Origin of the sequence: Modestobacter sp. NPDC049651 (assembly GCF_040659695.1) — a bacterium.
Taxonomy (GTDB): domain Bacteria; phylum Actinomycetota; class Actinomycetes; order Mycobacteriales; family Geodermatophilaceae; genus Modestobacter.
Genome location: NZ_JBFAOG010000007.1, coordinates 1 through 26,262, shown reverse-complemented (window position 1 = coordinate 26,262; position 26,262 = coordinate 1). Strand labels below are relative to the sequence as shown.

The window sequence follows — 26,262 nt, the reverse complement described above, 5'->3', positions numbered from 1 at the left end:
ACGCCGCCGGCCGGTGGGCGGTGAGCGGCGTCAGCAGACGCTGTCGCGCGGGGCGGGCACGCCGAGGCCGAACAGCCGGCGGGCGCGCAGCCCGAGCCAGGTGCCGCCCAGCGCCGCGATGCCCCACACCCAGCCCGACGCGCTGCCGGAGGCGATGCCGGCCAGGTAGGCGCCGATGTTGCAGCCGCTGGCCAGCCGCGCGCCGATGCCCATCAGCACGCCGCCGAGCACCGCCGCGACCGCCGTGTTCAGCGGGATCCGCCGGTGCAGCGCCCACGCGCCACCGGCGGCCGAGGCGAGCGCCGCGCCCAGCACGATGCCCAGATCGGTGAGCGAGGTCCGGTCCGCCAGCACCGGCCCGGACAGCTGGGCGGCCAGCGGCGGCTGCTGCCAGTACTGCCAGGTCTCGGGGTGCAGCCCGACGGCCTGCAGCGCCTTGGAGCCCCAGAGGGTGAAGGCGCTGGTGATGCCCCAGGCGCCACCGGAGGTGAGCAGCACGCCGGCGCCGAGGATGGCGAGCGCCAGGGCGCCCACCCACTTCGGCCACGAGCCGCGCACGACCCGGGCCAGGCCGCGGGCGGTCTCCGGCTCCTCGGCCGGCGGCGGCACCCGGCGGCGCTGCACCACCGAGGTCACCCCGACGACGGCGGCCAGCAGCGCGAGGGTGACCAGCCAGGAGCCGGTCCAGCCGATGTGGTCGGCCAGGGTGAACGCCGGCAGCGACGGCAGGTCGTCGACCAGCGGGTAGCCCCACGCGTAGAGCACGGTGCCGGCGATGAACCCGCCGAGGGTGAGCACGATCGCGGTCTGGCCGGAGCCGATCACGTAGAGCGTGCCCGAGGCGCAGGCGCCGCCGAGCTGCATGCCGATGCCGAAGAGCACGGCGCCGGTGACCAGCGCGACGCCGATGCCGGTGGACGTCGGGGCCGGCGTCGTGCCGAACAGGCCGGTGCCGGTGCCGATCACCAGCGCGAACAGCGTCGCGGTGGTGCCCAGCAGCAGCGCGTGCGCCCGCAGGCCCGCGCCGTTGCCGACGGCCACCAGCTGCCGCCAGGCCGAGGTGAAGCCGAACCGGGAGTGGAACAGCGCGCTCCCCAGGCCCAGGCCGAGCAGCGTGAAGACGCCCTGCTGGGTGCCGTGCTGCGACCAGGTCCAGGCGGTCAGCGCGGCGGCCAGCACGCCGGCGACGCCCAGCGGCACCCAGCGCACCGGCGGGGCGGCCGCCGGTACCGGCGCCGGGCCCGAGGTCGGGAACGCGCCCCCGGCCGGGGGCGCGAGCGGGCGGGAGAGGGAGGTCGTTGCCACGGGGGACGGCAACCCGGTTGCTCAGTGCACCATTCCGGTCGACTGGGGTGATGTGTCCGGGGGCACCCGGGCACGGTGCCGGCCCGCGGTCGCGGCGGGCGTGGAAGATGGGCCCGTGACCGCCGCTCCCGCCACCGTCCCGGTCTCCGCCGTCCCGCGGAAGCTGCGGATCATCACCGTCGTCATGGCGACCGCGCTGGTCGCGGTGTTCATCGTGGTCGCGGTGCTGCTCAAGGAGTCGACCAGCGGGCCGGTGTCCTTCCGCACCGCCGACCAGGTGGCGATGGCCGCCCTCGGCCTCGCGATGGGCGCGGGCATCCTGGTGCTCGGCCGGTCGCGGGTGGACGCCGACGCCGACGGGCTGACCGTGCGCAACATCGTGGTGACCCGGCGGGTGCCGTGGTCCGCGGTCCGGTCGGTGCGGTTCGACCAGCACTCGCCGTGGGCCACGCTGCTGCTGTCCAACGGCGACGAGCTGGCCCTGCTGGCGGTGCAGGCCAACGACAAGCAGCGTGCCGTGGTCGCCGTCCGCGGGCTGCGCGCGCTGCTCGCCGACGCCCAGGCGCGGACGCCGCAGGAGCCGACACCGGACCTGCTGTACCCCTGGGAATGACGGCGGCCCCCCGGACGCTGTAGTCTGTACGTCGCCTCCCCCCGCTACATCGAGGCGCGCGAACCACCGGCGGTCACCGTCCCCCGTGGACGGTGACCGCCAACCAAAGAGGAGCCCGCTCCCACCTGGCGCCGCTCAGGCGCCCAGGTCCCCGGATCGCGACGACCGGTCACCCGGCCGTCGCGCCCGCGACACGCACCCTGCCCCGGGTGCGCGGCGCGGCGTCCGGCGAGTGGGCCCCGTGAGCACCAGCTCACGGGGCCTTTTCCGTCGGTGCCGAGGTCGGGCCAGCGAACTCCTCCCCGCAGCAGCAGAGGAGAGGCCATCACCGAGCCCCGCATCAACGACCGTATCCGCGTCCCCGAGGTCCGCCTGGTCGGCCCGGAGGGCGAGCAGGTCGGCATCGTGCCGATCGGCGAAGCGCTGCGCCTGGCGCAGGACAGCGAGCTCGACCTGGTCGAGGTCGCCCCCATGGCCCGGCCGCCCGTCGCCAAGCTCATGGACTACGGGAAGTTCAAGTACGAAGCCGCGCAGAAGGCCCGCGAGGCCCGGCGGAACCAGGCGCTGACCGTCATCAAGGAGATGCGGTTGCGCCTGAAGATCGACCCGCACGACTACGACACGAAGAAGGGCCACGTCGAGCGCTTCCTCAAGGGCGGCGACAAGGTCAAGATCACCGTGATGTTCCGCGGTCGCGAGCAGTCCCGGCCCGAGATGGGCTACAAGCTGCTGCAGCGGCTGGCGGCCGACGTCGCCGACCTCGGGGTGGTGGAGTCCAACCCCAAGCAGGACGGCCGGAACATGGTCATGGTGATCGCCCCGCACCGGAACCAGGCGGCGACGGACACCGCGCGGCGCACGGCGAAGGCGGAGAAGGCTGCCGCTTCCGACGCGCCCGCGGAGCAGGCGCCCCCGGCCTGACGCAGGCCCGCACCACCCCGACGCACCCGCGGCGCGCAGCTGTTGCTGCGCGCCGCCGGGCAGACACGAACAGGACGACGAGATGCCGAAGAACAAGACGCACAAGGGCGCCGCGAAGCGCATCCGGGTGACCGGGAGCGGGAAGCTCGTCGCCGAGCACCAGAACAACCAGCACAAGTTCGAGTACAAGTCGGGCTCCCGCAAGCGCCGCATCAGTGGCACCGGCGTCCTCTCCAAGGCCGACACCGGCCGGATGAAGAAGCTGCTCGGTCTCTGACCGCCGGCCCTAACGACCAGACAGGAGCTCTCACGTGGCACGCGTGAAGCGGGCGGTCAACGCCCAGAAGAAGCGTCGCACCACCCTCGAGGCGGCCAGCGGTTACCGCGGCCAGCGCTCGCGGCTGTACCGCAAGGCCAAGGAGCAGATCCTCCACTCGGCCACCTACAACTACCGCGACCGCAAGGTCCGCAAGGGTGACTTCCGCAAGCTGTGGATCACCCGGATCAACGCCGCCGCGCGTCAGAACGACATGACCTACAACCGGTTCATGCAGGGTCTGAAGCTGGCCGGCATCGAGCTGGACCGCAAGGTGCTCGCGGAGCTCGCCGTCAACGAGCCGGCCGCCTTCGCCGCGCTGGTGACCTCGTCCCGGGCCGCGCTCGCCGCGCACCCCGAGGCGACCGGCGCCGCTGCCGCCTGATCAGCAGCTCAGCTCACGACGCCGTCGTGAGCGGGTCCCGGACCCGCTCGCGGCGGCGTCGTCGCGTGTCCACCTCGAGAGGAGTGCCGTGCCCGACCTGCTGACCGAGCGCTCGGCGCGGGTGGCCGCCGCCCGCAAGCTGACCCGGCGCGGGGGGCGCGACGACCTCGGCGCGTTCCTCGCCGAGGGCCGCCAGGCGGTGAGCGAGGCGCTCGCCGAGGCGGCGACCGACCCGGCCGCCGTCCGCGAGGTGTTCGCCACCGAGGCCGCCGCGGCCGCGCACCGCGACCTGCTCACCGGCACCCGGGTGCCGGTGCGGCTGGTCACCGAGAAGGCCGCCGCGGGGCTGTCGGAGACGGTCACGCCGCAGGGGCTGGTCGCCGTCTGCCGGCTGCGCGACGTCCCGGCCGAGTCGCTGGTGACCGACCCGCCGCGGCTCGCGGTCGCGCTCGCGGAGCTCAACGACCCCGGCAACGCCGGCACGGTGCTGCGCACCGCCGACGCGTGCGGCGCCGGCGCGGTCGTCTTCGGCGCGGGCTCGGCGGACCCGTACAGCGGCAAGGCCGTGCGCAGCAGCGCCGGCAGCGTCTTCCACGTGGACGTCGTCCGCAGCGCTCCGCTGGACCGGCTGGTCACCGACGTGCAGGCCGCCGGGGTCACCGTGCTGGCCGCCGACGGCGGGGGAGAGGTCGCCCTGGACGCCGCGGCCGCCGAGGGGCTGCTCGCCGCCCCGGTGCTGTGGGTGTTCGGCAACGAGGCCCGCGGCCTGGACCCGGCGCTGGCCGCGGCCGCCGACGCCCGGGTGCGGATCCCGATGCGCGGGCGGGCGGAGAGCCTCAACCTCTCGGTGGCCGCCTCGATCTGCCTCTACGCCACCCAGCTCGCCCAGGGCTGACCACCCGGTTGGAGTGCCGGGGCGCAGGAGACCTGCGCCCCGGCACTCCGCCTCAGACGCGGGCGGCGGCCGGGTGCTTGCTGCGGTACATCCTGGCGTCGGCGGCGTGCAGCAGCGGGCCGAACTCGGCGCCGTCCTCCGGGGTGACCGCGACGCCGACGCTGGCCCGGACCTGCACCGGCCGCCCGGCGACCTCGACCGGCGCGTCCAGCGCCAGCCGCAGCTCGGCGGCGACCCGGCCGGCCTCGGTGGCGGCGGTGGCCGGGTCCAGCCCGGGCAGGCCGACGAGGAACTCGTCGCCGCCGAGCCGGGCCAGCAGGTCGCCGCGGCGCAGCCGGCCGCGCAGCCGCGTGGCGACCACCTGCAGCAGCTCGTCGCCGGCGGCGTGGCCGAGCGCGTCGTTGACCTCCTTGAAGCGGTCGAGGTCGAGGAACAGCAGCGCGAAGCCGGTGCTGTCCAGCCGGGCCTGCCAGAGGGCGGCCTCCACCCGCTCCTCGAACCTGCGCCGGTTGGGCAGGCCGGTGAGCGGGTCGGTGTAGGCCAGCTCCTCGATCTGGGCGACGTGCCGGCGGGTGCGGTCGCGCTCGTGCAGCAGCTCGCGCTCGGCCTCGACCCGCGCGGTGACGTCGTTCTGGACGCCGATGTACTGGACCACCCGGCCCGACTCGTCGGTGACCGGCGCCAGGTGGATCTCGTTCCACCACGGCTCGCGCTGCGGCCCGCGGTGGTTGAGCAGGGTGGCCCGGAACTCGACGCCCGCGGTCAGCGCCGCGCGCATCCGGTTGACCGTGGCCTGGTCGGTGTCGGCGCCCTGCAGGAAGCGGCAGTTGCGGCCGAGCACCTGCGCCGCGGGCACACCGGCGAGCTGCTCGAACGCCGGGTTGACGTAGATCAGCGGCTGGTCCGGGGCGGTCATGTCCGTGATGGTCACGCCGCTGGTCGTGGCGCCGAGGGCGCGCAGCAGCAGCGGCTGGGCCAGCCCGGGCCCCGCCGGTGCGGCCGCCGGGACCACCGGCGCAGGCTCCGCCGCGGCCGCCTCCGGCCCCGGGCGGGCGGCGACGCGCGACACCAGCGCCACCCCGGCGCGCTCGACGGTCTCCCGGTCGTAGGTGAGCGCGTACTCGTAGCGCCTCTCCCGGTCCGGGCCGCTGTCGCCGAGGTCGCGGGCGAGCAGCGCGGCGCTGAAGTGCGGGCTGAGGACGACGACGTCCCACTCGCCGCGCACCGGGTCGTCCGGGTCGAGGTCGGCGCCGCGCAGCCCGGGCACCGGCTCGACGCTCAGGTCCTCCCCGAGCGCGCAGACGAAGCCGACCCGGGCCACCAGGTCGCGGTAGCGGGCGGTGGTCGCCGGGGTGAAGTGCCGGGCCTCCTGGAAGGTGGACGCCACGACGCAGGTCTCGCCCAGCCGCATGGCCTGCCGCTCCAGGTGCTTGCTCAGCTCGATCAGCAGCGCCTTGGGGGCCACCCGCAGCTCGGCCGACGGCGGCAGGCAGGCGAACGGCGAGGTGCCCACGCCGTCGCCGGCCACCGGGGCCCGCGGGCCGGTGCGGCGGGGGAGCGCGGCCGCGGTCGTGCCGGGGGCGGCGCCGGGGCCGGGGCGGCCGAAGTACCAGCCCTGCCCGAGGCTCGCGCCCAGCGCGCGGGCCATCGTCAGGTGCCCCTCGTCCTCGATGCCCTCGGCGAGCACCAGCGCACCGGTCCGCTCGGCGTAGCCGTTGACCGCGTTCATGATCTCCGCGACCGCAGGCCCGGGCCGCTGCTGCACCAGGCGCAGGTCGAGCTTGACGACGTCGGGACGCAGCAGCGGCATGAAGGCCAGGGACATCGAGTCGGCGCCCACGTCGTCCAGGGCGATGCCCCAGCCCAGCTCCCGGACCCGCTCGACGGCGCGCAGCAGGTCGGCGGGGCGGGTGGCCAGCGCGCGCTCGGTGATCTCCACGACCACCCGCAGGCCGGCCGGGGCGGCGTCGGCGATGGCCAGCAGGTCGGCCAGCGGTGCGGACTCCAGCACCTCCGGCTCGACGTTGACGAAGACGGTGAGCGGCGGACCCAGCTCCGCGGCGACGGCACCCCGCAGCGCCGCGGAGCGGCACAGCGCGTCCAGCTCGCCGAGCCGGCCGTCGGTGCGGGCGGCGGCGAACAGCGCGTCGGGGGTGGCCAGCGCACCCTCGGGGCCGCGGGCGAGCGCCTCGTAGGCGACGACCGCGCCGCTCTCCAGGTCGACGATCGGCTGGAAGACGCTGTGCACCGCCCCGGCGTCGAGGACGCTGGCGATGCTGGTGGGGGCAGGGGACACGTCGGTCACGGGAGGAGTCTTCGGCCGGCGAGCGGCCAGGCATGCGCGTCCACGGGCGGGCGTCACCCCGAGTGGTGACCATTTGAGTGCGGAGAGTGACTGCAGCGTCCGGGAGCGATCCCGGCGGCGGCCCGGACCGGCCTGCGGGCAGAATGGCGTCCCGTGTCTGGCGCCAACGACCCGTACGACCCCAAGCAGGTGGCCGCGCTGTCCCCGGAGGCCCTCGACGGAGCGGTGGGCGCGGCGCTCGCCGCCTTCGCCGGCGCGGCGGACCTGGAGGAGCTGGCCGCCGTCCGGCCCGCCCACCTCGGTGACCGCGCGCCGGTGCTGCTGGCCCGCCGCGAGCTCGGCGCGCTGCCGCCGGCCGCCCGCTCGGACGCCGGCAAGCGGGTGAACGCCGCGCGCACCGCGGTCACCGACGCCTACGCCGAGCGGCTGGCCGTGCTGGAGGCCGAGCGCGACGAGCGGGTGCTCGCCGAGGAGCGGGTCGACGTCACCCTGCCCTGGGACCGCGCCCCCCGCGGCGCCCGGCACCCGCTGACCACCCTCACCGACCGGATCGCCGACATCTTCGTCGGGATGGGCTACGAGGTGGCCGAGGGCCCCGAGCTCGAGGCGGAGTGGCTGAACTTCGACGCGCTCAACACCGGCCCGGACCACCCGGCCCGCTCGCTCGCCGACACCTTCTTCGTCGCGCCGGAGGACTCCGGGCTCGTGCTGCGCACGCACACCAGCCCGGTGCAGGCCCGCACCATGCTGGAGCGGACACCGCCCTTCTACGTCGTCGCCCCCGGCCGGGTGTACCGCACCGACGAGCTGGACGCGACGCACACGCCGGTGTTCCACCAGGTCGAGGGCCTGGCGATCGACCGCGGGCTGACCATGGCCCACCTGCGCGGCACGCTCGACCAGCTGGCCCGCGCGGTCTTCGGCCCGGACGCCGTCACCCGCTGGCGGCCGCACTTCTTCCCGTTCACCGAGCCGTCGGCGGAGTTCGACGTCTGGTTCCCCGAGCACCGCGACGGCCCGCAGTGGGTCGAGTGGGGTGGCTGCGGGATGGTCGACCCCCGGGTGCTGCGCGCCTGCGGGATCGACCCCGAGGTCTACAGCGGGTTCGCGTTCGGCATGGGCATCGAGCGCACCCTGCAGTTCCGCTCCGGGGTGTCGGACATGCACGACATCGTCGAGGGCGACGTCCGTTTCACTTCTGCGTTCGGGGTCGGGCTGTGAAGGTTCCTGTCAGCTGGCTGCGCCAGTACGTCGAGCTGCCCGCGGAGACGACCGTCGAGGAGCTCGACGCGGTCTTCGTGCGGCTGGGGCTCGAGGTGGAGGACGTCGTCCGGCCGCCGGTCACCACCGGCCCGCTGGTCGTCGGCCGGGTGCTGGGGATCGAGGAGCTCACCGGCTTCAAGAAGCCGATCCGGTTCTGCCGGGTCGACGTGGGGGAGCCCGAGCCGCGCGGCATCGTCTGCGGCGCCCGGAACTTCGCCGTCGGTGACCTGGTGGTCGCCGCGCTCCCCGGTGCGGTGCTGCCCGGCGACTTCGCGATCGCCGCGCGGAAGACCTACGACCACGTCTCCGACGGGATGATCTGCTCGGTCCGCGAGCTGGGCATCGGCGCCGACCACGACGGCATCCTGGTGCTCGGCCGCGAGGGCTCGGCGGACGAGGGGCTCGCCCCGGGCACCCCGGCGCACGGGCTGCTCGGCCTGGACGACGTCGTCTTCGACCTGGAGGTGACCCCGGACCGGGGCTACGCCATGTCGCTGCGCGGCATCGCCCGGGACGTCGCCGCGGCGCTCGGCGTGGCCTTCCGCGACCCGGCGGCGCTCACCCCGCCGGCGTGGTCCGGGCAGCCGGCGTGGCAGGTCGGCGTCGCCGACCCCGACCGGTGCGACCGGTTCTCGATGCTCGCGCTGGAGGGCCTGGACCCCACCGCGCCGAGCCCGTGGGAGCTGCGCCGCCGGCTCACCCAGAGCGGCATCCGCTCCATCTCGCTGGCCGTCGACGTCACCAACTACGTGATGCTCGAGCTCGGCCAGCCGATGCACGCGTTCGACCGCGACGCCCTCACCGGGCCGATCACCGTGCGCCGGGCGGCGGCGGGGGAGCGGCTGACCACCCTGGACGGCGTCGACCGGGCGCTCACCGACGACGACCTGCTCATCGCCGACGGTTCCGGCCCGATCGGGCTGGCCGGCGTCATGGGCGGGGCGTCGACCGAGATCAGCGACACCACCACCGCGGTGCTGCTGGAGGCCGCGCACTGGGAGCCCACCGGGATCTCCCGCGGGGTGCGCCGGCACAAGCTGCCCAGCGAGGCGGCCAAGCGGTTCGAGCGCGGCACCGACCCCGACGTCACCGTGGTCGCGCTGGCCCGCGCCGCCGAGCTGCTGGCCGAGCACGGCGGCGCGCGGGTCGTCGGCGCGCCGGTCGACCTCGACGTGCGCGGCCCGCGGCCGGTCATCGAGCTGGACGCCGGCCTGCCCGGCCGGGTCGCGGGCATCCCGATCTCCCCGGCGCAGGTCACCGAGGCGCTGCGGGCCCTCGGTGCGCACGTGGCCGGTGACGGGCCGACGCTGCAGGTGACCCCGCCGTCGTGGCGGGCGGACCTGGTCGAGCCGGCCGACCTCGTCGAGGACGTGGTGCGCGCGACCGGGCTGGACGAGATCCCCTCGGTGCTGCCGCAGGTGCCGCCGGGCCGCGGCCTCACCGACCGGCAGCTCCGCCGGCGCAGCATCGGCCGCGCGCTGGCCGGCGCGGGCTACGTCGAGGCGCCGTCCTACCCGTTCGTGGGCACCGCGCAGCTCGACGCGCTCGGCCTGCCCGCGGACGACGACCGCCGCACCCTGATCACGCTGCGCAACCCGATGTCGGAGGAGGCCCCGGCGCTGCGCACCACGCTGCTGCCCGGGCTGCTGGCCACGCTGGCCCGCAACCTCGGCCGCGGCTCGCGCGACCTGTCGCTGTTCGAGCACGGCGCGGTGTTCCCCGGCGGCCTGCCCGGGTCGGCCCCGGTGCCCGGCGCCGACCGTCGTCCGGACGACGGGACGCTGGCCGCCCTGCTGGGTGCCGTGCCCGCGCAGCCCTGGCACGTCGCCGTGGCCCTGGCCGGGCAGCGCGAGCCCGGCGGCTGGTGGGGCCCCGGCCGGCCGGCCGAGTGGGCGGACGCCGTGCAGGCCGCCCGGGCCGTCGCCGGCGCCGCCGGGGTGGAGCTGACCGTGCGCGCCGCCGAGCGGGCGCCGTGGCACCCCGGCCGCTGCGCCGCGCTGCTGGTCGGCGGGACCGTGGTCGGGCACGCCGGCGAGCTGCACCCGAAGGTCTGCGAGGCGCTCGGCCTGCCGGCGCGCACCGCGGTCATGGAGCTGGACGTCGACGCGCTGCCGGCGCCGACGGTGCCGGTCGCCCCGGCGATCTCCACGTTCCCGCCGGTGCTGGTCGACCTGGCGCTCGTGGTGGCCGACGACGTGCCGGCCGCCGAGGTCGCGGCCGCGCTGCGCGAGGGCGCCGGTGAGCTGCTGGAGCAGCTGCGGCTGTTCGACGTCTACACCGGTGCCCCCGTGCCGGCCGGGTCGAAGTCGCTGGCCTACGCGCTCACCCTGCGGGCGCCGGACCGCACGCTCACCGGCGAGGAGGCCAACGCCGCCCGCGACGCCGCGCTCGCGCTGGCCACCGAGCGGACCGGGGCGGTGCTCCGTGGCTGATCTCACCGGCACGGTCGCGCTGGTCACCGGGGCGTCGGCGGGCATCGGCCGGCACCTGGCGCAGGGCCTGGCCGAGCGCGGCGCGGCCGTCGCCGGCCTCGCCCGCACCGCCGACCGGCTCACCGCGGCGATGGACGACGTCGCCGCCGCGACCGGCGCGCGCACGCTGGCCGTGGCCGCCGACGTCACCGACCCCGCCGCGGTCGCCGCCGCGGTCGCCCGGGTGACCGCGGAGCTGGGCCCGGTCACCCTGCTGGTCAACAACGCCGGCCTGATCGACGCCGCCGAGGTGCCGCTCTGGGAGACCGACCCCGCCCAGTGGTGGTCGGTGGTGGAGAGCCAGGTGCGCGGGCCGTACCTGGTCGCCCACGCGGTGCTGCCCGGCATGGTCGCCGCCGGCGGTGGCCGGGTGATCGGCCTGGGCAGCGGGCTGGGCACCCGCGGCAGCGACGTCTACAGCGCCTACTCCGCCGGGAAGTCCGCGCAGATGCGGATCACCGAGGGGCTGCACCTGGCCGGCGCCGAGCACGGGGTGCGGGCGTTCGACGTGTCGCCCGGCGTGGTCGACACCGCGATGACCCGGGCGATGCCGGTGCACGCCGGGCGCACCGAGTGGACCCACCCGGAGGACGTCGTCGCGCTCGCCGTGGCGATCGCCGCCGGCGAGCTGGACCAGTGGAGCGGCCGCTTCCTGCGCGCCGGCTCCGACGACCTCGCGGTGCTGCGCGCGGTGCAGCCCGACGGCGACGCCCGCCGGCTGCGGCTGCGGCCCTACGGGGACGACGACCCGGTCGGCTGAGCCGGGGTCGGGGTGGCCCGACCCCCGTTCGGGGTGCTGGTCCCATCGTGCCGGCGGTCGGCGCACCGAACGATCGGGACATGACCGCGACCGCACCCGCACCACCCAGCCCCGCACCGGCCGGCCCCGCACCGGCCCGCCCCCGCGACCGGCAGCGCAGCGACTACAGCGAGCTGTCCCGCCGGGTGCGGGAGGCCGGCCTGCTGCGCCGCCGGCGGGGGGCCTACGCCGTCTCCGCGCTGGCCCTGGCGGCGGGCTTCGCGGTAGCGGGCACCGCGTTCGCGCTGCTCGGCTCCTCCTGGTGGCAGCTGGCCGTGGCCGCGTTCCTCGGCGCGCTGCTCGCCCAGGCCGGCTACCTGGCGCACGACGCGGCGCACCAGCAGGTGTTCGCGTCGCCGGCGGCCAACCAGCGGGCCGCCCTCGTGCTGGCGAACCTGGTGGTCGGCCTGAGCTCCGGCTGGTGGATGCGCAAGCACAGCCGGCACCATGCCAACCCGAACAAGAGGGGGGCCGACCCGGACATCGCGCCCGACGTCGTCGTATTCACCCCGGAGGACGGCGCGGCGGCCCAGCGGCGGGGCGGCGCCCGGGCGTGGCTGGCCGCCCACCAGGGCTCGCTGCTGTTCCCGCTGCTGCTGCTCGAGGGGCTCAACCTGCACCGCGCCGCCGTGCGGCACGTGCTGGCCCGCGAGGCGACCCCGCACCGGGCGCTGGAGGCGACGCTGCTCGCCGTCCGGCTCGGCGGGCTGCTCGCGCTGGTGTTCTGGTGGCTGCCGGCCGGGCTGGCCGTGGCCTTCCTGGCGGTGCAGCTCGGGGTGTTCGGCCTGCTGCTGGGCGGGACCTTCGCCACCAACCACATCGGCATGCCGGTGGTGCCGGCGGACGCGCGGATCGACTTCCTCCGCCGCCAGGTGCTGATGTCGCGCAACGTCCGCGGCGGCCGGGTGGTCGACCTGCTGATGGGCGGGCTCAACCGGCAGGTCGAGCACCACCTGTTCCCGAGCATGCCGCGGGCCAACCTGCGCCGGGCCCAGCCGCTGGTCCGGGAGCACTGCCGGGAGCTGGGCGTCCGCTACACCGAGCAGGGGCTGGGGGAGACGCTGCGCGCGATCGTGCGCCACCTGGACCGGGTGGGGATCGGCGCGCGCGACGAGGCGCAGTGCCCGCTCACCCGGCAGCTCCGGTCGGCCCGCTGAGCCCGGGGACCGCGGTGATCCGCGCCAGCAGCCGGCCGGGCGCGCCGGGGTCGGGGGCCGGGTCGCCGTAGCGGCCCAGGTGGCCGAGCCCGTCGGCCAGGTTGGCCAGCGCGAGCCGCACGAACCGGCCCTCCTCGGCGGTCAGCGGCGGGTACACGTACCGGCCGCCGGCGCCCCGCGGCGGGAACCGCAGCAGCACGTCGGCCCGCACGTCGAGCACCGGGCGGCGCAGAACGGCGTTGGCGTCGTCGTACGCCGCGGCGTGCCGGACCAGCGACCGGAACAGGTGCACCGCGGCGTACAGCAGCCGCACCTCGGCGGTGTCCAGCGGCGGCAGCACGACCGTCGCCGCCGGGGCGGACTGCTGCGGGACCACGCCGGTCAGTCTGACCGGCGTGCCCGGGGCGCCGGTCAGCAGCCGGTCAGCAGATGGCGGCGAACAGCGGGGCGGCACCGGCCACCTCGAGCATCCGGCGGACCATCCGGGACGGACGGCGCAGCTCCGGCACCCGGCCGTCGCGGCGCACCTGGTCGGTCTGCCGGACGATCAGCCGCAGCCCCCGGCAGTCCAGGAACGTCGCGGCCGACAGGTCGACCGCGTCCGCGGTGCGGGCGTCGTCGGCGGTGCCCCGCGCGTCGTCCCAGGCGTCGACGACCAGGGTGTCGATCTCGCCGTGCAGCCGCAGGACCGCGACGCCGTCCTCCTCCACCAGGTCGATCCGGCCCGGCAGCGTGCTGGTGCTCATCTCGTCTCCCCCTCCGGCCGGCGTCCGCTCACCGGCCTGGCGACACTGTGCACGCGGGTGCTGACAGAACCGCTGTCCGCGACCTGGTGATCGGCTGTGCGCCCGCCGGTCAGCCGCCGGCCGGCGGGGTGAGCGCGCGCCGCGTCGCGTCGTCAGCGGGCAGGAACGCCTCGACCGTCAGCTCCGCCGCGGTCACGTCGACCGCGGTGCCGAAGGTGGTCACGGTGCTGAGGAAGGCCAGCTCACCGTCGCCGGTGCGCAGCCGCAGCGGCACGGCGATCGCGTCGGGCGGCGCCGGGTCGAGGCCGCCGGGGAACGCCGCGAGCTCGTCGTGCAGCGCGGTGAGCGCCGCGTCACCGGCCAGCCGCGCCTCGCGGGCCAGCCGGTGCAGCACGTGCGTGCGCCACTGGGCCAGGTTGACGATGCGCGGGGCCAGGCCGACGGGCGACAGGCTCAGCCGCAGCACGTTGACCGGTGGCGCCAGCAGCTCCGGGTCGGCGCCGGCCATCAGCTGCCCGGCCGCCCGGTTGCCGGTGACCAGGTCCCACCGCCGGTCCACCACGACGGCGGGGAACGGGTCGTAACCGGCGAGCACGGCGTCGACCGCGGCCCGGAGCGCGTCCATCTCGGGGTGCTGCAGCGGCCGCTCGCCGTAGGCCGGCGCGTACCCGGCGGCCAGCAGCAGCTGGTTGCGGGCGCGCAGCGGCACGTCGAGCCGGTCGGCCAGGTGCAGCACCATCGTCCGGCTGGGCACCGCCCGGCCGGTCTCCAGGAAGCTGAGGTGGCGGGTGGACACCCCGGTCTCGTTCGACAGCTCCAGCTGGCTGAGCCGGCGGCGCACCCGCCAGTCGCGCAGCAGCGCCCCGACGGGCGGGCGCGTCCCGGGCCTGGTCACGCCCGGACGCTAGCGAGACGCAGGGCCGCCTGTCGCTTACCTCCGAGGTCATCGACCGCTGGCCGCCCCGTGCTCGACGGTGGTCACCGGCGGCCCACCCGGGGCCGCCGGCAGCCGAGGAGGACAGCGTCATGCACGACTACGCCCAGGTGGCCGCGCGCTACATCGCGGCCTGGAACGAGACCGACGCCGAGGCGCGCCGCCGCTGCGTGGCGGAGCTGTGGACGGCGGACGGCCGCTACGTGGACCCGCTCGCGGACGCGGCCGGGCCCGAGGCCATCGCCGGCACCATCGGCGCGGTGCAGCAGCAGTTCCCCGGGTTCGTGTTCCGGCTCGCCGGGCCGGTCGAGGGCCACCACGACCAGCTCCGCTTCCGCTGGGAGCTCGGCCCGCAGGGGGAGGAGGCACCGGTGGCCGGGTCGGACGTCGCGGCGCTCGACCCGGCCGGCCGGCTGCGGACCGTGGCGGGCTTCCTCGACCGGGTGCCCGCCGCGTGAGCCGGACCGGGTGCCGGTCGTGGCGGGCGGGCCGCGACCGGCACCCGGGTCAGGCGGAGGCCTCGGTGCCGACCACCCAGACGGAGTTGCCGTCCGGGTCGCCGACGCGGAACAGCAGCGGCGCGCCGGGCACCGGGGTGGGCGGCGGGCCGACGTCCAACCCCTGAGCGGCGAGCCGGGCGTGCTCGGCTAGCACGTCGGTGCTGGTCACCCCGATCGCCCCGCCACCGGCGTCGCCGTCCATCGGCGGGTTCAGCGCCAGCCGGGCGGTCGACCCCGGCGGGGCCACCTCCAGCCAGCGGTTCCCGCCGTCGGTGCCGAAGCGCACGTCGGCGCGCACCTCGAAGCCGAGGACGTCGGTGTAGAAGGCGAGGGCGGCGTCGACGTCGCGGACGGCGAACATCACCGTGGACAGGTCGGTCAGGGTCGAGCCCGTGGTGGTCGTCATGCACCCGAGACCGTCGGCGGCGCCGGAACTCATCGATCGGGTGGCTGTGCGGTCCGCGGGGTTGCCGGCCGTCCGGGGTGGGCATGGAGGACCTTCGGGCGGTGGTGGCCCCCGGACCGGGACGAGGGAGGCGCCGTGCGCGTGCTGGACGGGCGGTACGAGTTGCTCCGCCCGTTGGCCTCCGGCGGCATGGGCCGGGTCTGGGAGGGCCGCGACGCGCTGCTCGGCCGGCCCGTCGCCGTCAAGGTGCTCCACGAGGGGCTGAGCGCCGACAGCACCTTCCGCGACCGGTTCCGCGCCGAGGCCCGGCTGGCGGGGATGGTCAACCACCCGAACGTCGCGGCGGTGTACGACGTCGGCGAGGAGCCCGCCGACGGCCTGGCCGGGCCGGTGGCCTTCCTGGTCATGGAGCTGGTGCCCGCGGAGTCGCTGGCCCGGGTGCTCGACCGCCGCGGCCGGCTGCCGGCCGGCGAGACCCTCGACCTGGTCGGCCAGGTCGCCGCGGCGCTGGCCGCCGCGCACGCCGTCGGCGTGGTGCACCGGGACGTGAAGCCCGGCAACGTGCTGGTCCGCCCGGACGGCGTCGTCAAGATCACCGACTTCGGCATCGCGCGCTCCGCCGGCAGCGTGCCCCTCACCCGGACCGGCGAGGTGGTGGGCACGGCGTACTACCTGTCCCCGGAGCAGGCCGCCGGCGCGCCGGCCACCGCGGCCAGCGACGTGTACGCGCTGGGCGCCGTCGCCTACGAGTGCCTGACCGGCCACCGCCCCTTCGACGGGGAGAGCGCGGTGCAGGTGCTGCTGCGGCACCGCGACGAGCAGCCCCCGCCGCTCCCGGACGACGTGCCGGCCGGCGTGCGGGCGCTGGTCGAGCTGTTGATGGCCAAGGACCCCGCGCGGCGGCTCGCCGACGGTCCCGCCGTGGTCGAGGCCGTCGCCCGGGTGACCCGCGCACCGGACGACCCGGCGGTCCTGCTCCCGGTGGTCCCGCTCCCGGCCGGCCGGCCCGCGGTGGCCGCCGACACGCAGCCGGTGCCACGGGCCCGGCCCGGCCGGCCCCGCCGGAGCGTCCTGCTCGGCGCGGGTGCCGGCGGCGGGGCGGTCGCGCTGGCGACCGCGCTGTTCCTGCTCACCGGTGCGTCCTCCGGTCCGGACGGCGGCGGGGGGACCGGCCCCGACGCGGCCGGTGCCACCCAGGCGCCCGCCACCGTCACCGAGGTCGTCGTCCAGACCGCGCCGGCGCCGGCCCCGGCGTTGCAGACCGGCGAGTCGGCCGCCGGCACCGCCGCGGTCCAGGCCCCGGTGACGAGCGCCGCCCCGGTGGCGGCCGTGGTCGCCACCGACCCGCCCGAGCAGCAGGAGCCGCAGCCCGAGCCGGCGAGCGCTCCCGTGGCCGTGCCCGCGCCGGGCGGTGGGGACGGTCGGCAGGACGACGGGTCCCAGGACGAGAGCGCGCCGGACACGGGCGCGCCGATGAAGGGTGCCCAGGGGCGGGGACCGCAGGGCGACGGTCCGCCGGGCCAGGCCCGCGGCGGCGGCAAGGCGCACGGCAAGGGCTGACCCGGCGCACGGTGACGGCTACCACCCCGCCACCGCACAGTCATGCATGGTCATGTATGTTCATGCATTGTGAGCGACGGGCAGACGTGGACGGTCGGGGTCACCGGCGCCACCGGGTACGCCGGGGGAGAGGTGTGCCGGCTGCTGGCCGGGCACCCGGGCCTCCGGCTGACCGGGGTGCACGCCAACTCGAGCGCCGGCCGACGACTCGGTGAGCTGCAGCCGCACCTGCTGCCCTACGCCGACCTCGAGGTGCGGCCCAGCGCGGCCGAGGACCTCGCCGGTTACGACGTCGTCGTCCTGGCGCTGCCGCACGGCGAGTCCGCGGCGATCGCCGCCCAGCTGCCCGACGACGTCCTGGTCATCGACTGCGGCGCCGACCACCGGCTGAACGACCCCGCCGCGTGGGCGCGGTGGTATGGGGGCGAGCACGCCGGGCAGTGGCCGTACGGGCTGCCCGAGCTGCCCGGCCAGCGGGAGCAGCTGCGCGGCGCGCGGCGGATCGCCGTCCCCGGCTGCTACCCGACCTCGGTCACCCTCGCGATGGCCCCGGCGCTGGCCGCCGGTCTGGTCGCCCCCGATGTCGTGGTCGTCGCGGCCAGCGGCACCTCCGGCGCGGGCAAGTCGGCCAAGCCGCACCTGCTCGGCAGCGAGGTGATGGGCTCGGTCAGCGCCTACGGCGTGGGCGGCGTGCACCGGCACACCCCGGAGATGGTGCAGAACCTGTCGCAGGCGGCCGGCAGCGCCGTCGGCGTGAGCTTCACCCCGACGCTGGTGCCGATGAGCAGGGGCATCCTGGCCACCTGCTCCGCGCCGCTGACGCCGGGCACCGACGCCGGCGCCGCGCGGGCCGCGTACGAGAAGGCCTACGCCGACGAGCCGTTCGTGCACCTGCTGCCCGAGGGGCAGTGGCCGACCACGTCCCAGGTGCTCGGCGCGAACACGGTCGCGCTGCAGATCGCGGTCGACCCGGACGCCGGCCGGCTGGTCGTCGTCGCGGCGGTCGACAACCTCACCAAGGGCACCGGCGGGGCCGCGCTGCAGTGCGCCAACCTCGCCCTGGGCCTCCCCGAGACCACCGGTCTCCCGCTCGTCGGAGTCGCACCGTGACCGTCACCTCTCCTCAGGGTTTCCGGGCGGCCGGCGTCGCCGCCGGCCTGAAGACCACCGGCAACCCGGACGTCGCGCTGGTGGTCAACGACGGCCCGGACGACGCCGCGGCCGCCGTGTTCACCACCAACCGCTTTCCGGCCGCACCGGTCCAGTGGAGCCGCCAGGTGCTGAGCTCCGGCCGGCTCAAGGCGGTGGTGCTCAACTCCGGCGGCGCCAACGCCTGCACCGGCCCGGAGGGGTTCGGTGACACCCACGCCACCGCCGAGCACGTGGCCGCGGAGCTCGGCATCGGCGCGATCGACGTCGCGGTCGCCTCGACCGGGCTGATCGGCGTCCGGCTGCCGATGGACAAGCTGTTGCCCGGCGTCACCGACGCCGTCGCCGAGCTGTCCGAGGACGGCGGTGCGGCCGCCGCGCGGGCGATCATGACCACCGACACGGTGCCGAAGACGACCGTCCAGCACGGGGACGGGTGGACCGTCGGCGGCATGGCCAAGGGCGCCGGGATGCTCGCGCCGTCGCTGGCCACCATGCTCGTCGTCCTCACCACCGACGCGGTCGTGCCCGCCGACGTGCTCCAGCGGGCCCTGGAGACGGCGACCGGCGTCAGCGTCGAGCGGGTCGACTCCGACGGCTGCCTGTCGACCAACGACACGGTCGTCGCGATGGCCAACGGCGCCAGCGGCGTCACGCCGACCGAGGAGGAGGTCACCGCCGCGCTCACCGCCGCGGCCACCGACCTCGCGATGCAGCTGCTCGCCGACGCCGAGGGCTCGACCAAGGACATCGCGATCACCGTCCGGAACGCCGCGAGCGTGCCGGACGCGCTGACCGCCGGCCGGGCCTGCGCGCGCAACAACCTGCTCAAGACGGCGCTGTTCGGCAACGACCCGAACTGGGGTCGGGTGCTCGCCGCCATCGGCACCACCGACGCCGCCTTCGAGCCCGGCCGGGTCGACGTGGCGATCAACGGCGTCACCGTCTGCCGCGGCGGCTCGATCGGCGACCCCCGCGAGGGCGTCGACCTGTCCGGCCGGCAGATCACCATCGACGTCGACCTGGGCGCCGGCGGCGAGCAGGCCACGATCTGGACCAACGACCTGTCCATCGCCTACGTGCACGAGAACTCGGCGTACTCCTCATGAGCGAGCAGACGGCCGCCCAGGACCCCACCCCGCCCGACGTCGCCCCCGACCTCGCCGACCCGCCCGGCACCCGCCGCCGGATCGGCACGCACCGGGTCATGCGGCACAACGACCCGGCCGGCGACGCGCAGAAGGTCGCCGTCCTCACCGGGGCGCTGCCCTGGCTGCGGGAGTTCCACGGCAACGTGGTGGTGATCAAGTACGGCGGCCACGCGATGGTCGACGAGGAGTGCCGCCGCGCGTTCGCCGAGGACATGGTCTTCCTGCGGACCTGCGGCATCCTGCCCGTCGTCGTGCACGGCGGCGGCCCGCAGATCAGCGCGATGCTCACCCGGCTCGGCATCCGCAGCGAGTTCCGCGGCGGCCTGCGGGTCACCGACCAGGAGACGCTCGACGTCGTCCGGATGGTGCTCACCGGCCAGGTCGGCCCGGAGGTCGTCGGGCTGATCAACTCGCACGGCCCGCTGGCCGTCGGGCTGTCCGGCGAGGACGGCGGGCTGTTCACCGCCGCCCGTACCCACGCGGTCGTCGACGGCGAACCGGTCGACATCGGCCTCGTCGGCGACGTGGTCGCGGTCGACCCGACCCCGGTCACCGCGCTGCTGGAGGCCGGCCACATCCCGGTGGTCGCCACCGTCGCCCCGGACGCCGAGGGCCAGGTGCACAACGTCAACGCCGACACCGCGGCCGCCGCGCTGGCGGTGGCGCTGGGTGCGGTGAAGCTCGTCGTCCTCACCGACGTCGAGGGGCTCTACGCCAACTGGCCCGACCGCGACTCGCTGGTCGAGCAGATCGACGCCGCCGAGCTCGCCGAGATCCTGCCCACGCTGGACGCCGGGATGATCCCGAAGATGGCGGCCTGCCTGCGGGCGGTCGAGGGCGGCGTGACGCGGGCGACCGTCGTCGACGGCCGGCTGCCGCACGCGCTGCTGCTGGAGATGTTCACCACCGAGGGCACCGGCACGATGGTCGTGCCCGCCACCACCGAGAGCACGGCCGACGAGAAGGAGGGGTCAGCATGACGACGCACACCGAGGAGCTGGCCACCCGCTGGTCGGCCGTGATGATGGGCAACTACAAGACGCCGCCCGTGGCGCTCGCCCGCGGGGCCGGCGCCACGGTCTGGGACGTCGACGGGCGCGAGTACACCGACCTGCTCGGCGGCATCGCGACCACGATCCTCGGCCACGCGCACCCGGCGGTCGTGCACGCGATCACCGCGCAGGCGCAGCTGCTGGGCCACGTGTCCAACCTGGCCATGCACGAGCCCGGGGTGCAGCTCGCCGAGCGGCTGCTGGAGCTCGCCGGCCGGCCCGGCCGGGTGTTCTTCTGCAACTCCGGCGCCGAGGCCAACGAGGCCGCCTTCAAGATCAGCCGGCTCACCGGCCGGTCCGAGGTCGTCGCCGCGCTCGGCTCCTTCCACGGCCGGACGATGGGGTCGCTGGCGCTCACCGGTCAGCCGGCCAAGGCGCAGGCGTTCGCGCCGCTGCCCGGCGGCGTCCAGCACGTGCCCTACGGCGACGTCGACGCGCTGCGGGCGACCGTCGGCGAGCGCACCGCGATGGTGCTGCTGGAGCCGATGCTGGGCGAGGGCGGCGTGCTGCCCGCGCCGGCCGGCTACCTCGCCGCCGCCGCGGCCGCGGCCGGCGAGGCGGGCGCGCTGTTCGCCCTCGACGAGGTGCAGACCGGCACCGGCCGCACCGGGCACTGGTTCGCCCACCAGGCCGACGGCCTGCAGCCCGACCTCGTCACGATGGCCAAGGCGATCGGCGGGGGGCTGCCGCTGGGCGCGGCGCTCGCCTTCGGTCCCGCGGCCGAGCTGATGACCGCCGGCTCGCACGGCTCCACCTTCGGCGGCAACCCGATCGCCGCGGCCGCCGCGCTCGCCGTGCTCGACACGATCCGCGACGAGGGGCTGCTGGAGCGGGCCAAGGAGCTCGAGCAGCGGTTCACCACCGGCATCGAGCAGCTCGGCCACCCCGCGGTGGCCGGCGTCCGCGGCAAGGGCGCGCTGCTCGGCGTCGTCCTCACCGCGCCGGTCGCCGCCGCCGCCGAGCAGGCCCTCCGGGACGCCGGCTTCCTCACCAACGCGGTCGCGGCGGACGTCGTCCGGCTGGCCCCGCCGCTGGTGCTGACCGACGCCCAGGTCGACGCCTTCCTCGCGGCCCTCCCGGCCGCCCTCGACGCAGCTGTGGAGCAGGTCCAGTGACCCGGCACTTCCTCAAGGACGACGACCTCACCCCGGCCGAGCAGGCCGAGGTGCTGGCGCTGGCCGCGCAGCTTAAGGCCTCCCGGCACACCGCGGAGGCGCCGACCCCGCTGCGCACCCCCAACGGCGTGGCGAGGACCGTCGCCCTGCTGTTCGACAAGCCCTCCACCCGCACCCGGGTCAGCTTCTCCGTCGGCGTCACCGAGCTCGGGGGGCAGCCGCTGGTCATCGACGCCGGCAGCAGCCAGCTCGGCCGGGGCGAGTCGATCGCCGACACCACCCGCGTGCTCGACCACCAGGTCGCCGCGATCGTGTGGCGCACCTTCGGCCAGGACCGGATCGAGGAGATGGCCGCGGTCAGCCGGGTGCCGGTGGTCAACTCGCTGACCGACGAGTACCACCCGTGCCAGATCCTCGCCGACCTGCAGACCGTCGCCGAGCACAAGGGCGCGCTCGCCGGGCTCACCTTCAGCTACCTCGGCGACGGCGCCAACAACATGGCGCACTCCTACCTGCTGGGCGGGGCGCTGGCCGGCATGCACGTGCGGATCGGCTCGCCCGCGGACTTCCAGCCCGACCCGTCGGTGGTCAAGAGGGCCGGCGAGATCGCCGCGGAGACCGGCGGGTCGGTGACCTGGACGGCCGATGCCGCCGCGGCCGCCGACGGCGCCGACGTGCTGGTCACCGACACCTGGGTGTCGATGGGCCAGGAGGACGAGTACGACACCCGCATCGCCCCCTTCCTGCCCTACGCCGTCGACGAGGCGGCACTGGGCCGGGCGGCGTCCGACGCGATCGTGCTGCACTGCCTGCCCGCCTACCGCGGCAAGGAGATCGCCGCCGCGGTCATCGACGGGCCGCAGAGCGTCGTCTGGGACGAGGCGGAGAACCGGCTGCACGCCCAGAAGGCCCTGCTGCTGTGGCTGCTGGAGCGCTCGTGAGCCGCCGACGATGACCAACGCGCTGACCCGGTCCGCGCGGCACGCCCGGATCGTCGAGCTGATCAACGCCGGCGCGGTCACCTCGCAGACCCAGCTGGCCAAGCTGCTCGCCGAGTCCGGCGTCGAGGTCACCCAGGCGACGTTGTCGCGGGACCTGGAGGAGCTCGGCGCGGTGAAGCTGCGCGGTTCGGACGGCGCTCCGGCGTCCTACGTGCTGCCGCCGGAGAACGCGCCGCTGCGGCCCGCCCAGTCGGCGCCGGCCCGGCTCACCCGGCTGCTGGCCGACCTGCTCACCAGCGCCGAGGGCAGCGCGAACCTGGCCGTCGTCCGGACCCCGCCCGGCGGGGCACAGTTCCTCGCCTCGGCGCTGGACAAGGTCGGTCTGCCCGAGGTGCTGGGCACCATCGCCGGCGACGACACCGTGCTGCTGATCTCCCGCGAGCCCGACGGTGGCCCCGCGCTCGCCGACCGGCTGCGCGCGCTCGCCGAGCGCACCCCCGCCGTGTACCCCGAACTGAAGTCCGACCTGGAAGAGGAGCCCCACCCGTGAGCTCGGCACCGAACAGCACCCGCCTCTGGGGAGGACGGTTCGGCGGCGGGCCCTCCGCGGCGATGGCCGCGCTGTCGAAGTCCACCCACTTCGACTGGGAGCTCGCACCGTTCGACCTGGCCGGCTCCCGGGCGCACGCCCGGGTGCTGCACCGCGCCGGGCTGCTCGCCGACGACGAGCTGGCGCAGATGCTCGGCGCGCTGCGGGAGCTGTCCGACGAGGTGGCCGCCGGCACCTTCACCGCGATCGAGTCCGACGAGGACGTGCACGAGGCGCTCGAGCGCGGGCTCACCGAGAAGCTGGGCACCCTCGGCGGCAAGCTGCGCGCCGGCCGCAGCCGCAACGACCAGATCGCCACCGACCTGCGGCTGTACCTGCGGCACCGGGTGCGCGAGCTGGTGGCCGCGGTCGCCGGGCTCGAAGAGGCGCTGATCGGGCTGGCCGACCGCTACCGCGACGTCGCGGCACCCGGCATGACCCACCTGCAGCACGCCCAGCCGGTGCTCATCAGCCACCAGCTGCTGGCGCACGCGCACGCCTTCACCCGCGACGTCGACCGGCTCCGCGACTGGGACAAGCGGGCCGCGGTGAGCCCGTACGGCTCGGGTGCGCTGGCCGGCTCGTCATTGCCGCTGGACCCCGACGCGGTCGCCGCCGAGCTCGGCTTCGACCGGGCCGGCGACAACTCGATCGACGGGGTCAGCGACCGCGACTTCGCCGCCGAGTTCTGCTTCGCCGCGGCGCTGCTGGGCGTCCACCTCTCCCGGCTGGGGGAGGAGGTCGTGCTCTGGACGTCGACCGAGTTCGGCTGGGCGCGGCTGGACGACGCCTGGGCGACCGGGTCGTCGATCATGCCGCAGAAGAAGAACCCCGACATCGCCGAGCTCGCCCGCGGCAAGTCCGGCCGGTTCGTCGGCAACCTCACCGGGCTGCTCACCATGCTCAAGGGGCTGCCGCTGGCCTACGACCGCGACCTGCAGGAGGACAAGGAGCCGGTCTTCGACTCCATGGAGCAGCTGCTCCTGCTGCTGCCGGCCGTCACCGGCATGACGGCCACCCTCACGCTGCGGCCCGAGGTCATCGAGGCCGCCGCCCCCCAGGGGTTCGCGCTGGCCACCGACGTCGCCGAGTGGCTGGTCCGGCAGGGCGTGCCCTTCCGCTCCGCCCACGAGATCAGCGGGTCGATGGTCGCCTACTGCGAGCAGCGCGGCCTGGAGCTCGACCAGCTCTCCGACGAGCAGCTGGCCGAGGTCGCCCCCGAGCTCACCCCCGAGGTGCGCACCGTGCTGTCGGTGCCCGGCGCGCTGGCCGCGCGCAAGGCCCGCGGGGGGACGGCGCCCGAGCGGGTCGCCGAGCAGCTGGCCGCGCTCGCCGAGCTGGCCGGCCGGCACCAGGAGTGGGCCGCCTCCTCCCCGGTGGCGGCGGCGCTCTGACCGGCGTGGACCCGGGGCCGCTGCTCACCGAGGCGGACCTGCTCGGCCCGGTGGACGACGTGGCCCCGGCGCTGCTCGGCTGCTGGGTGGTCACCGAGCGCCCGGCGGGCCGGGTCGCCGTCCGGCTGACCGAGGTCGAGGCCTACTCCGGCACGGGGGAGGACCCGGCCTCGCACGCCCACCGGGGACCGACCCCGCGGGCGGAGATCATGTTCGGCCCGCCCGGCCGGCTGTACGTGTACTTCAGCTACGGGGTGCACTGGTGCGCCAACGTCGTCGTCGGGCCCGCGGGCCGGGGCTCGGCGGTGCTCATGCGCGCCGGTGAGGTGGTGCTGGGGGAGGACCTCGCCGGCGCCCGCCGCCCTGCCGCCCGGGTGCCGCGGGACCTGGCCCGCGGTCCGGCCCGGCTCACCCAGGCGCTGGACATCGGCCCCGGCGACAAGGGCGCCCACCTGCTGGACCCGGCGTCGTCCGTGCGGCTGCACCGGGGCACCCCGCCGTCCGCCGTGTCGGCCGGTCCGCGGGTCGGGATCAGCGTCGCCACCGAGCTGCCGTGGCGGTTCTGGGAGACCGACGCCCCCTCGGTGAGCGTGTTCCGGGCGGGCGGCAAGCCCCGCCGGCGCACGACTGCGCAGGACTGATCAGGCAGGATTGGCCCCGTGACCGACGTGATCGACGAGCTGCACCGCCGGGGCCTCATCGCCCAGAGCACCGACGAGGACGCGCTGCGCAAGCACCTCGCCGACGGACCGGTCACCTACTACTGCGGTTTCGACCCCACCGCGCCCAGCCTGCACGTCGGGCACCTGCTGCAGTTCATGGTGCTGCGGGCCCTGCAGCGGGCGGGGCACCAGCCGATCGTCGTCGTCGGCGGCGCGACCGGGCTGATCGGCGACCCGCGGCCGACGGCGGAGCGGGTGCTCAACGACCCCGCCGAGGTGGCCGGCTGGGTCGACCGGATCCGCGGCCGGGTCGCCCCCTTCCTCGACCTGCCCGCGGCCGAGCAGGGGCTGCGCCCGCCGATCTACGCCAACAACCTCGACTGGACGGCGCCGCTGTCGGCCATCGACTTCCTCCGCGACATCGGCAAGCACTTCCGGGTCAGCCGGATGCTGGCCAAGGAGGCGGTGTCGGTACGGCTGAACAGCGACGCCGGGATCAGCTACACGGAGTTCAGCTACCAGATCCTGCAGGCGAACGACTTCCGCGAGCTGCACCGCCGGCACGGCTGCACGCTGCAGAGCGGCGGCTCCGACCAGTGGGGCAACATCACCGCCGGCGTCGACCTGGTCCGGCGGACCGAGGGGGCCGCGACGCACGCGCTCGCCACGCCGCTGATCACCACCGCCGACGGCAAGAAGATCGGCAAGACCGAGGGCGCGACCGTCTGGCTCGACCCCGAGCTCACGTCCCCCTACGCGTTCTTCCAGTACTGGCTCAACATCGACGACGTCGACGCCCGCAACTGGCTGCCGCTGTTCTCCGAGCGGCCGGCCGAGGAGCTGGCGGCGCTGATCGCCGAGTCCGAGGAGCGCCCGGCGTCGCGGGCACCGCAGCGGGCGCTGGCGGAGGAGCTGACCCGGCTGGTGCACGGCGCCGACGAGCTGCGCGAGGCCGAGGCGGCGGGGCGGGCGCTGTTCGGTCGTGAGGACCTGGCCACCCTGGGGGAGCGGACCCTCGGGGCCGCGTTGCGCGAGGCGGGCAGCGTCACGGTCGACGCCGAGGTGCCGACGCTCGCCCAGCTGCTCCAGCTGACCGGGCTCGTCTCGAGCCTGTCGGAGGCCCGCCGCACGGTGAAGGAGGGCGGCGCCTACCTGAACAACGAGCGGGTCACCGACGCCGAGGCCGTGCCCGTCGAGGGGGACTGGCTGCCCGGTGGGTGGCTCGTCCTACGGCGTGGCAAGCGTGCCGTGGCCGGGGTCCAGCGCGGCCGATGACGGCCTGACCTGCGCACTCGCCGCGTGTGAACGGCGTGTGACGGCGAGGTTCCGGGCAGGTGGCGGGCGTCACCACGAGCCGGGTTTGACACCGGCCGCGCAGCCACGTAACTTTCTCTCTGCGCCGGGGACGACCGCGAGGCCGGGCCCGAAGCGCCGAGCAGGACAACAAGCCGAAGACGACGGCCAAGAAATTGGTCGGGTTCTTCGCGCGTCCGTTCCTTGAGAACTCAACAGCGTGCCGAAAGTCAGTGCCAAGTAATAAAACCCCCATGAGCGGTGTCCTTTGGATGCCGTGGGGATTCCTTTGGTTGATTGACATCGAGAGTGCTAGCTCTCGGTTCTCGGCCATGGGTTG

General features: G+C 75.8%; 26 protein-coding genes. 20 read left to right on the top strand and 6 right to left on the bottom strand.

Annotation, left to right across the window (positions count from 1 at the left end; genetic code table 11):
- Positions 1-30: 30 nt before the first annotated feature.
- On the bottom strand, positions 31-1,305 hold the full coding sequence (locus tag AB0J00_RS11955; protein ID WP_357744355.1) for a YeeE/YedE family protein: 1,275 nt from the start codon (positions 1,303-1,305) through the stop codon (positions 31-33).
- Positions 1,306-1,420: 115 nt separating this feature from the next.
- On the opposite strand from AB0J00_RS11955, the gene AB0J00_RS11950 reads away from it, so the two are divergent.
- From AB0J00_RS11950 to AB0J00_RS11930, 5 genes are all read left to right on the top strand, one after another.
- On the top strand, positions 1,421-1,918 hold the full coding sequence (locus tag AB0J00_RS11950) for a PH domain-containing protein (protein ID WP_357744353.1): 498 nt from the start codon (positions 1,421-1,423) through the stop codon (positions 1,916-1,918).
- A gap of 273 nt (positions 1,919-2,191) precedes the next feature.
- Positions 2,192-2,839: a translation initiation factor IF-3 gene (gene infC / locus AB0J00_RS11945; RefSeq protein WP_357744351.1), complete on the top strand. Its 648-nt coding sequence runs from the start codon at positions 2,192-2,194 to the stop codon at positions 2,837-2,839.
- Between the two features lie 82 nt (positions 2,840-2,921).
- The gene (rpmI, locus tag AB0J00_RS11940) at positions 2,922-3,116 is read left to right on the top strand and encodes a 50S ribosomal protein L35 (protein WP_357744349.1); all 195 of its coding nucleotides are present in this window, start codon (positions 2,922-2,924) and stop codon (positions 3,114-3,116) included.
- Between the two features lie 34 nt (positions 3,117-3,150).
- Positions 3,151-3,540, top strand: coding sequence for a 50S ribosomal protein L20 (rplT, locus tag AB0J00_RS11935; RefSeq protein ID WP_357744347.1), 390 nt, complete (start codon positions 3,151-3,153; stop codon positions 3,538-3,540).
- Positions 3,541-3,628: 88 nt separating this feature from the next.
- The gene (locus AB0J00_RS11930) at positions 3,629-4,435 is read left to right on the top strand and encodes an RNA methyltransferase (protein WP_357744345.1); all 807 of its coding nucleotides are present in this window, start codon (positions 3,629-3,631) and stop codon (positions 4,433-4,435) included.
- A gap of 52 nt (positions 4,436-4,487) precedes the next feature.
- Here the strand turns inward: AB0J00_RS11930 and AB0J00_RS11925 are convergent, their stop codons facing one another.
- Positions 4,488-6,740, bottom strand: a complete 2,253-nt coding sequence (locus AB0J00_RS11925; protein ID WP_357744343.1) for a diguanylate cyclase — start codon at positions 6,738-6,740, stop codon at positions 4,488-4,490.
- Between the two features lie 153 nt (positions 6,741-6,893).
- On the opposite strand from AB0J00_RS11925, the gene pheS reads away from it, so the two are divergent.
- From pheS to AB0J00_RS11905, 4 genes are all read left to right on the top strand, one after another.
- Positions 6,894-7,961: a phenylalanine--tRNA ligase subunit alpha gene (gene pheS, locus AB0J00_RS11920; protein ID WP_357744341.1), complete on the top strand. Its 1,068-nt coding sequence runs from the start codon at positions 6,894-6,896 to the stop codon at positions 7,959-7,961.
- On the top strand, positions 7,958-10,435 hold the full coding sequence (gene pheT, locus AB0J00_RS11915) for a phenylalanine--tRNA ligase subunit beta (RefSeq protein WP_357744339.1): 2,478 nt from the start codon (positions 7,958-7,960) through the stop codon (positions 10,433-10,435). The genes pheS and pheT overlap by 4 nt, the downstream gene beginning before the upstream one ends.
- Positions 10,428-11,234: an SDR family NAD(P)-dependent oxidoreductase gene (locus AB0J00_RS11910; protein ID WP_357744337.1), complete on the top strand. Its 807-nt coding sequence runs from the start codon at positions 10,428-10,430 to the stop codon at positions 11,232-11,234. The genes pheT and AB0J00_RS11910 overlap by 8 nt, the downstream gene beginning before the upstream one ends.
- An 80-nt stretch (positions 11,235-11,314) precedes the next feature.
- On the top strand, positions 11,315-12,430 hold the full coding sequence (locus AB0J00_RS11905; RefSeq protein ID WP_357744335.1) for an acyl-CoA desaturase: 1,116 nt from the start codon (positions 11,315-11,317) through the stop codon (positions 12,428-12,430).
- Here the strand turns inward: AB0J00_RS11905 and AB0J00_RS11900 are convergent.
- From AB0J00_RS11900 to AB0J00_RS11890, 3 genes are all read right to left on the bottom strand, one after another.
- Entirely contained in the window at positions 12,402-12,806 is a 405-nt protein-coding gene (locus AB0J00_RS11900; RefSeq protein ID WP_357744333.1) for a hypothetical protein, read from the bottom strand. The genes AB0J00_RS11905 and AB0J00_RS11900 overlap by 29 nt on opposite strands.
- Positions 12,807-12,852: 46 nt before the next feature.
- Positions 12,853-13,176, bottom strand: a complete 324-nt coding sequence (locus tag AB0J00_RS11895) for an STAS domain-containing protein (protein WP_357744331.1) — start codon at positions 13,174-13,176, stop codon at positions 12,853-12,855.
- A gap of 109 nt (positions 13,177-13,285) precedes the next feature.
- Positions 13,286-14,071 carry a helix-turn-helix transcriptional regulator gene (locus AB0J00_RS11890; protein WP_357744329.1) on the bottom strand — a complete coding sequence of 262 codons (786 nt, stop codon included), beginning with the start codon at positions 14,069-14,071 and terminating at the stop codon, positions 13,286-13,288.
- Between the two features lie 131 nt (positions 14,072-14,202).
- On the opposite strand from AB0J00_RS11890, the gene AB0J00_RS11885 reads away from it, so the two are divergent.
- Positions 14,203-14,568: a nuclear transport factor 2 family protein gene (locus AB0J00_RS11885; RefSeq protein ID WP_357744327.1), complete on the top strand. Its 366-nt coding sequence runs from the start codon at positions 14,203-14,205 to the stop codon at positions 14,566-14,568.
- Between the two features lie 49 nt (positions 14,569-14,617).
- Here the strand turns inward: AB0J00_RS11885 and AB0J00_RS11880 are convergent, their stop codons facing one another.
- A complete protein-coding gene (locus tag AB0J00_RS11880; protein ID WP_357744325.1) occupies positions 14,618-15,016 on the bottom strand; it encodes a VOC family protein in 399 nt (132 codons plus the stop codon).
- A 135-nt stretch (positions 15,017-15,151) separates the two neighbouring features.
- Here AB0J00_RS11880 and AB0J00_RS11875 point away from each other — a divergent pair, with 135 nt between their 5' ends.
- From AB0J00_RS11875 to tyrS, 10 genes are all read left to right on the top strand, one after another.
- On the top strand, positions 15,152-16,576 hold the full coding sequence (locus AB0J00_RS11875; protein WP_357744323.1) for a protein kinase: 1,425 nt from the start codon (positions 15,152-15,154) through the stop codon (positions 16,574-16,576).
- Positions 16,577-16,645: 69 nt separating this feature from the next.
- A complete protein-coding gene (gene argC, locus AB0J00_RS11870) occupies positions 16,646-17,686 on the top strand; it encodes an N-acetyl-gamma-glutamyl-phosphate reductase (RefSeq protein ID WP_357744321.1) in 1,041 nt (346 codons plus the stop codon).
- A complete protein-coding gene (gene argJ / locus AB0J00_RS11865) occupies positions 17,683-18,834 on the top strand; it encodes a bifunctional glutamate N-acetyltransferase/amino-acid acetyltransferase ArgJ (protein ID WP_357744319.1) in 1,152 nt (383 codons plus the stop codon). The genes argC and argJ overlap by 4 nt, the downstream gene beginning before the upstream one ends.
- Positions 18,831-19,856, top strand: a complete 1,026-nt coding sequence (gene argB, locus AB0J00_RS11860) for an acetylglutamate kinase (protein WP_357744317.1) — start codon at positions 18,831-18,833, stop codon at positions 19,854-19,856. Before argJ ends, argB begins: the two co-directional genes overlap by 4 nt.
- Positions 19,853-21,043, top strand: a complete 1,191-nt coding sequence (locus AB0J00_RS11855) for an acetylornithine transaminase (protein WP_357744315.1) — start codon at positions 19,853-19,855, stop codon at positions 21,041-21,043. The genes argB and AB0J00_RS11855 overlap by 4 nt, the downstream gene beginning before the upstream one ends.
- A complete protein-coding gene (gene argF, locus AB0J00_RS11850; RefSeq protein WP_357744313.1) occupies positions 21,040-21,984 on the top strand; it encodes an ornithine carbamoyltransferase in 945 nt (314 codons plus the stop codon). Before AB0J00_RS11855 ends, argF begins: the two co-directional genes overlap by 4 nt.
- Positions 21,985-21,994: 10 nt before the next feature.
- The gene (locus AB0J00_RS11845) at positions 21,995-22,534 is read left to right on the top strand and encodes an arginine repressor (protein WP_357744311.1); all 540 of its coding nucleotides are present in this window, start codon (positions 21,995-21,997) and stop codon (positions 22,532-22,534) included.
- Positions 22,531-23,967: an argininosuccinate lyase gene (argH, locus tag AB0J00_RS11840; RefSeq protein ID WP_357744309.1), complete on the top strand. Its 1,437-nt coding sequence runs from the start codon at positions 22,531-22,533 to the stop codon at positions 23,965-23,967. Before AB0J00_RS11845 ends, argH begins: the two co-directional genes overlap by 4 nt.
- 5 nt (positions 23,968-23,972) lie before the next feature.
- Positions 23,973-24,608, top strand: coding sequence for a DNA-3-methyladenine glycosylase (locus AB0J00_RS11835; protein WP_357744307.1), 636 nt, complete (start codon positions 23,973-23,975; stop codon positions 24,606-24,608).
- Between the two features lie 18 nt (positions 24,609-24,626).
- On the top strand, positions 24,627-25,904 hold the full coding sequence (gene tyrS, locus AB0J00_RS11830; protein ID WP_357744305.1) for a tyrosine--tRNA ligase: 1,278 nt from the start codon (positions 24,627-24,629) through the stop codon (positions 25,902-25,904).
- The last annotated feature ends 358 nt before the right edge of the window (positions 25,905-26,262 follow it).